Source organism: Dendronalium phyllosphericum CENA369, assembly GCF_016056275.1.
Lineage (GTDB): Bacteria > Cyanobacteriota > Cyanobacteriia > Cyanobacteriales > Nostocaceae > Dendronalium > Dendronalium phyllosphericum.
The window spans coordinates 1-4,578 of record NZ_JAECZA010000260.1; the positions used below are offsets into that span (position 1 = coordinate 1).

Annotated in this window: 4 protein-coding genes; 2 read left to right on the forward strand and 2 right to left on the reverse strand. The window is 43.3% G+C overall.

Annotated features, from left to right (window positions below; translation table 11 throughout):
• On the reverse strand, window positions 1-274 hold a 274-nt coding region (locus I8752_RS29990), incomplete at its 3' end, for a hypothetical protein (RefSeq protein ID WP_214435849.1).
• A gap of 27 nt (window positions 275-301) precedes the next feature.
• Complete coding sequence (gene kdpA, locus I8752_RS29995; protein ID WP_214435850.1) at window positions 302-2,047, reverse strand: potassium-transporting ATPase subunit KdpA; 1,746 nt, start codon at window positions 2,045-2,047, stop codon at window positions 302-304.
• A 548-nt stretch (window positions 2,048-2,595) separates the two neighbouring features.
• On the opposite strand from kdpA, the gene I8752_RS30000 reads away from it, so the two are divergent.
• Both I8752_RS30000 and I8752_RS30005 read left to right on the forward strand, forming a co-directional pair.
• On the forward strand, window positions 2,596-3,699 hold the full coding sequence (locus I8752_RS30000; protein WP_214435851.1) for a sensor histidine kinase: 1,104 nt from the start codon (window positions 2,596-2,598) through the stop codon (window positions 3,697-3,699).
• A gap of 1 nt (window position 3,700) precedes the next feature.
• Window positions 3,701-4,384, forward strand: coding sequence for a response regulator transcription factor (locus tag I8752_RS30005; protein WP_214435852.1), 684 nt, complete (start codon window positions 3,701-3,703; stop codon window positions 4,382-4,384).
• The last annotated feature ends 194 nt before the right edge of the window (window positions 4,385-4,578 follow it).

The window sequence follows — 4,578 nt, forward strand, 5'->3', positions numbered from 1 at the left end:
CCGAGGTCGATGATTCGAGTTCCGAGGTCGATGATTCGAGTTCTGAGGTCGATGAATCGAGTTCTGAGGTCGATGATTCGAGTTCCGAGGTCGATGATTCGAGTTCCGAGGTCGATGATTCGAGTTCTGAGGTCGATGATTTGAGTTCTGAGGTCGATGATTTGAGTTCCGAGGTCGATGATTCGAGTTCTGAGGTCGATGATTCGAGTTCTGAGGTCACAAACAAGTCTTTAAACCTGATATCAAGCTCTAACTCTCCCCTACTCCCCTGCACCTCTGCTCCTCTGCCCCCCTGCCCTCTTCAGCCGATGCCTTTGCCGATTAAGAAAGCTTCACCAACAGGCCCCAAAGCCAGCACGGGGAAGAATGTTAGTGCGCCTAAGATTAAAATTACGCCAGCGGTTACACCTGTAAATAGTCCGGTGTCGGTTCGCAATGTGCCAGCAGTGTAGGGAATATGTTGTTTGCGGGACATGCTATCGGCAAGCAACAATAACCCAATGATAGGGATGTAACGTCCTGCTAGCAAGCTGAAGCAAGTACTTAGGTTCCACCACAGGGCGGTTACAGTTGGTTGTGTGCCTGTGGCAATAGCTAATGGTGATGGTTGGGAATCTCCCAAACCTTCAAACCCAGAACCATTATTAGCAGCAGCGGAGGCGTATTCGTAGATGACTTGAGCAAAACCGTGAAAACCAGGATTGCTAATTCCTGAAAGTTGTTCGGGGAATGCTAAAGCGATGCCAGCCGGAATCATAATCGAGATTGGATGAACCAAAAGAATCAGGAAACTGGCAAGCACCACCTCGCGCTTTTCAATCTTGCGTCCGAGAAATTCCGGCGTGCGTCCCACCATCAAGCCTGTGGCGAACACTGCCAATATTAAATAAGCAAATAAGTAAGCTGTTCCCGTACCTTGTCCGCCCCAAATTATTTGCAGGAACATGTTAGAAAGAGTAATAAAGCCACCGTTAGGCATAAACGAGTCGTGCAAACTGTTGACTGCACCGCACATAGTGCCAGTTGTACTTGTGGCAAACAATGCCGACTGCGCCCAACCAAACCGGACTTCTTTCCCTTCTAAATTCGGCTGCGTACTTCCTAGCAGTGCATTCACCGCCGGATTGCCGTTATATTCGCCAATGGCAGTAATGATGATAAATGCGATAAAAATTACCCCAACCATGCCGTAAACTAACCAAGCTTGCTTGATGTTGTTAGCGAAGATGCCATAGGTGTAAATCAAGGCTGTGGGAATCGAAAGCATTGCCACAATTTGAATTAAGTTAGAAAAGCCATTGGGATTTTCAAATGGATGTGCCGAGTTGATGGCGAAAAAGCCGCCGCCGTTCTCTCCTAATTGCTTGATGATTTCAAAGTGGGCGACAGGGCCGCGAGCGATCGCCTGACTAATGTTAGGGTTTTCTAATGTCGGAAATACTGCCGGGCCTGCTAGTGTTTCGGGAACGCCAGCTGCCATGAGGGCAATTCCTCCGACAATACAAATAGGTAATAAAATTCGGGTAATCGAGCGAATCAAGTCTACATAAAAGTTACCCAAAGGTCTACCAGTCAACCCGCGAATAAAAGCAATCCCTACTGCGATGCCTGTTGCAGCTGAGACGAACATGTGATAACCAAGCCCCCACATTTGACTGGCATAACTCATGTAGGTTTCACCAGAATAGTGCTGCTGGTTGGTATTGGTAATGAAGGAAATCGTGGTATGTAGTATTGTGTCCCAGGTTGGCGCACCGATTTTTGTGGGATTAAAGGGCAACCATCCCTGATTCATAATGATGAAGAAAATCAGCAACCCCATGACAATGTTGCTGTACAAAATTGCCCGTGCATACTGCCAACCTGTCATGTCTTCTTTAGCCTTAACGCCGACTAAAGCGTAAAGCGATCGCTCAATCGGGTTTAAAATTGGGTCGAGAAGAGTACGTTGTTCCAGGAAAATACGCGCCATATATCTCCCAAAAAAGGGAGTAATCGCTACCACAATTAATAGCGTTAACGCAATTTGAAGCCATCCTTGTAGCATATGTTAGTTAAATTTTTAAATAAACATTGTTAATCGGTTAGAAAATCGCCAGAAAACGAGAACTTGCCTTTTAATTGCTATTTTTCATAAACCTGTAGTAACTTTTGTCCGCGAATGACTGAGTTTCTCTCAAGTCAACTCATAAAATTAGTTTCACAGCAATTTTAGTAAAATCAAAAACGTAAATCATCCCGTTTTATGTAATCAACAGCTAATAATACTCAGTCGCAGGTAGGATTTTTCTTTGCCCTGGCAAACTGGCATTTAACAATTGCAATCTGGAGTTGTATCAATTTATATCATTGGTTAATTTCTGGGGAAAAACAAGTAATAGGAAGATATAAAATCGAATTTATTTTTATATTTAGTTTTTAGTAGCAAAAATATAGATATGTTTAAAAGATTTATTTACTATCTATACCCAATGTTTAGTTAGAGATAAACGTGTTTTTAAACGAGACTAAACTAATAGATATGGCTACAATAAGATAAATATAAGGAATTTTAATCCAAAATCAAAAATTGGTATAAAAATAATCACTTCCTAAATGGAACCTTTTAAACCTAAATTACCTAAAAAACCATCGCGTATAGACAAATCTTTGCTAATCGTTGGTCTGTTTATAGTCGTCATGACTTTAGAGTTCTTTACGCCCAATGAATATGTATTTGGGTATCTTTACACGGGGCCGATTTTGTTAGCAAACTCTTGGTTGGGGAGGCTTGCCACTTTTCAAGCTACCGTTGTGGCTGTGTCTTTAACCATACTAAATTTGGTAGTGCCGGGGGGTGAATTAATCAAAGCTTCCACAGTAGCAAGTAGAACGATCGCAGCGATGGCATTGATTGTCACAGGCGTTTTAAGCGATCGCATTCATCGTTCTGAAGAAGCGATCGCCTTGACTCATGCCAAGCTAGAAGCACAAGAAGAATTAGTCGGACTGCGAGAAGATTTTGCTTCCACACTTACCCACGACTTGAAAACGCCACTTTTGGGAGCAATCGAAACTCTCAAAGCCTTTGAACAAGAAAAATTTGGGGCAGTCTTACCAGCACAGCAGAAAGTTTTAGCCACAATGATCCGCAGTCATGCAACTTCTCTGCAACTCCTCGAAACCTTGTTAGATGTTTATCGCAACGATACTGAAGGTTTAAAGCTGGACTTAGCACCTGTAGATTTAGTTGTCTTGGCAGAAGAAGCAGCCAGCACTCTCACGGAGTTAGCAGCAAATCGCCGCGTTCACCTCTCGTTTAGTTATGGTGATTCTGATTGGCGGCAATCTTTGTGGGTTCAGGGCGATGCATTACAACTGCAACGGGTTTTTACTAATCTCTTAGTCAATGCTATCAACCATTCTCGGCGCGGCGATCGCGTAGAAGTTGTATTAGAACCGCAAGCATCTTATCAAGTTGTGAAGATTTTAGATACAGGTGCGGGTATCCAGCCCGAACAGTTTCCTCATTTATTTGAGCGGTTTTATCAAGGGCATAGCGATCGCCAAGCCAAAGGCTCTGGATTGGGACTTTATCTATCTCGGCAAATTATTGAAGCTCATGGAGGTATAATCTGGGCAGAGAATAGAGTACCCTCCGGTGCTATCTTTGCTTTCAAACTTCCCGTTTATCCGTTTCAGTCCTCTGTAACTGTGTGAGATGCTGCCAACCTCCATCAAAATTCTCTTAGTTGAGGACGATGAACTCTTTCGTTTGGGTTTGCACGTGCGATTGCAACAAGAAACTGGCTTAGAGATTATTGCTGAAGCTGAAGACGGTGAAACAGCCATTGAATTAATCAAACAAAATCCTGTTGATGTCGTACTTTTAGATGTGGGATTGCCAGGAATCGGTGGCATCGAAGCGTGCAGACAAATTAAACAGCAAAATCCTAATCTCCCAGTTTTAGTTTTAACTTCCCATTCCCAAAAACCCCTGATTACCCGATTAATTGAGGCTGGCGCTCAAGGTTATTGCCTCAAGGGGATTGCTGCGGAAAAATTAGTATTGGCACTCCGTTCGGTAGCTGCTGGGGCATCTTGGTGGGATGAAACAGCCACAAAGGAAATTCGTTCTTCCTTGGAGTTGGGTTTGTACCAATCTGACTCAGAAAATATCTCCAAACCTGCCAATCCTTTAACCCAACGCGAACAAGAAATCCTATCGCTTTTAGCAGCTGGAAAAACCAATCAACAAATCGCACTAGCACTTTACATTACACCGGGAACAGTCAGAGTCCATGTCCATGCCATTTTACATAAACTAGAAGTTAGCGATCGCGCTCAAGCTGTTGTTGTTGCTTTACAAAAGGGCTTAATTAAAAGTGACAGCAAATTAGAATAATAAGCTGTTCCATATAACAATACCGTTGCCAAAATAAGAGCATGAAGAGGTAGGGCGTTTCGTAGTAGAGTTATTGTCTCTCACAACGACAACTCAGAAACTACTAGCCGCCCATGCCCGACATCTTATCACTATTGCAATGTCTTCTACCGCAGATAAACGCCACAACGATGCGACAGTTGAACCAGATAATA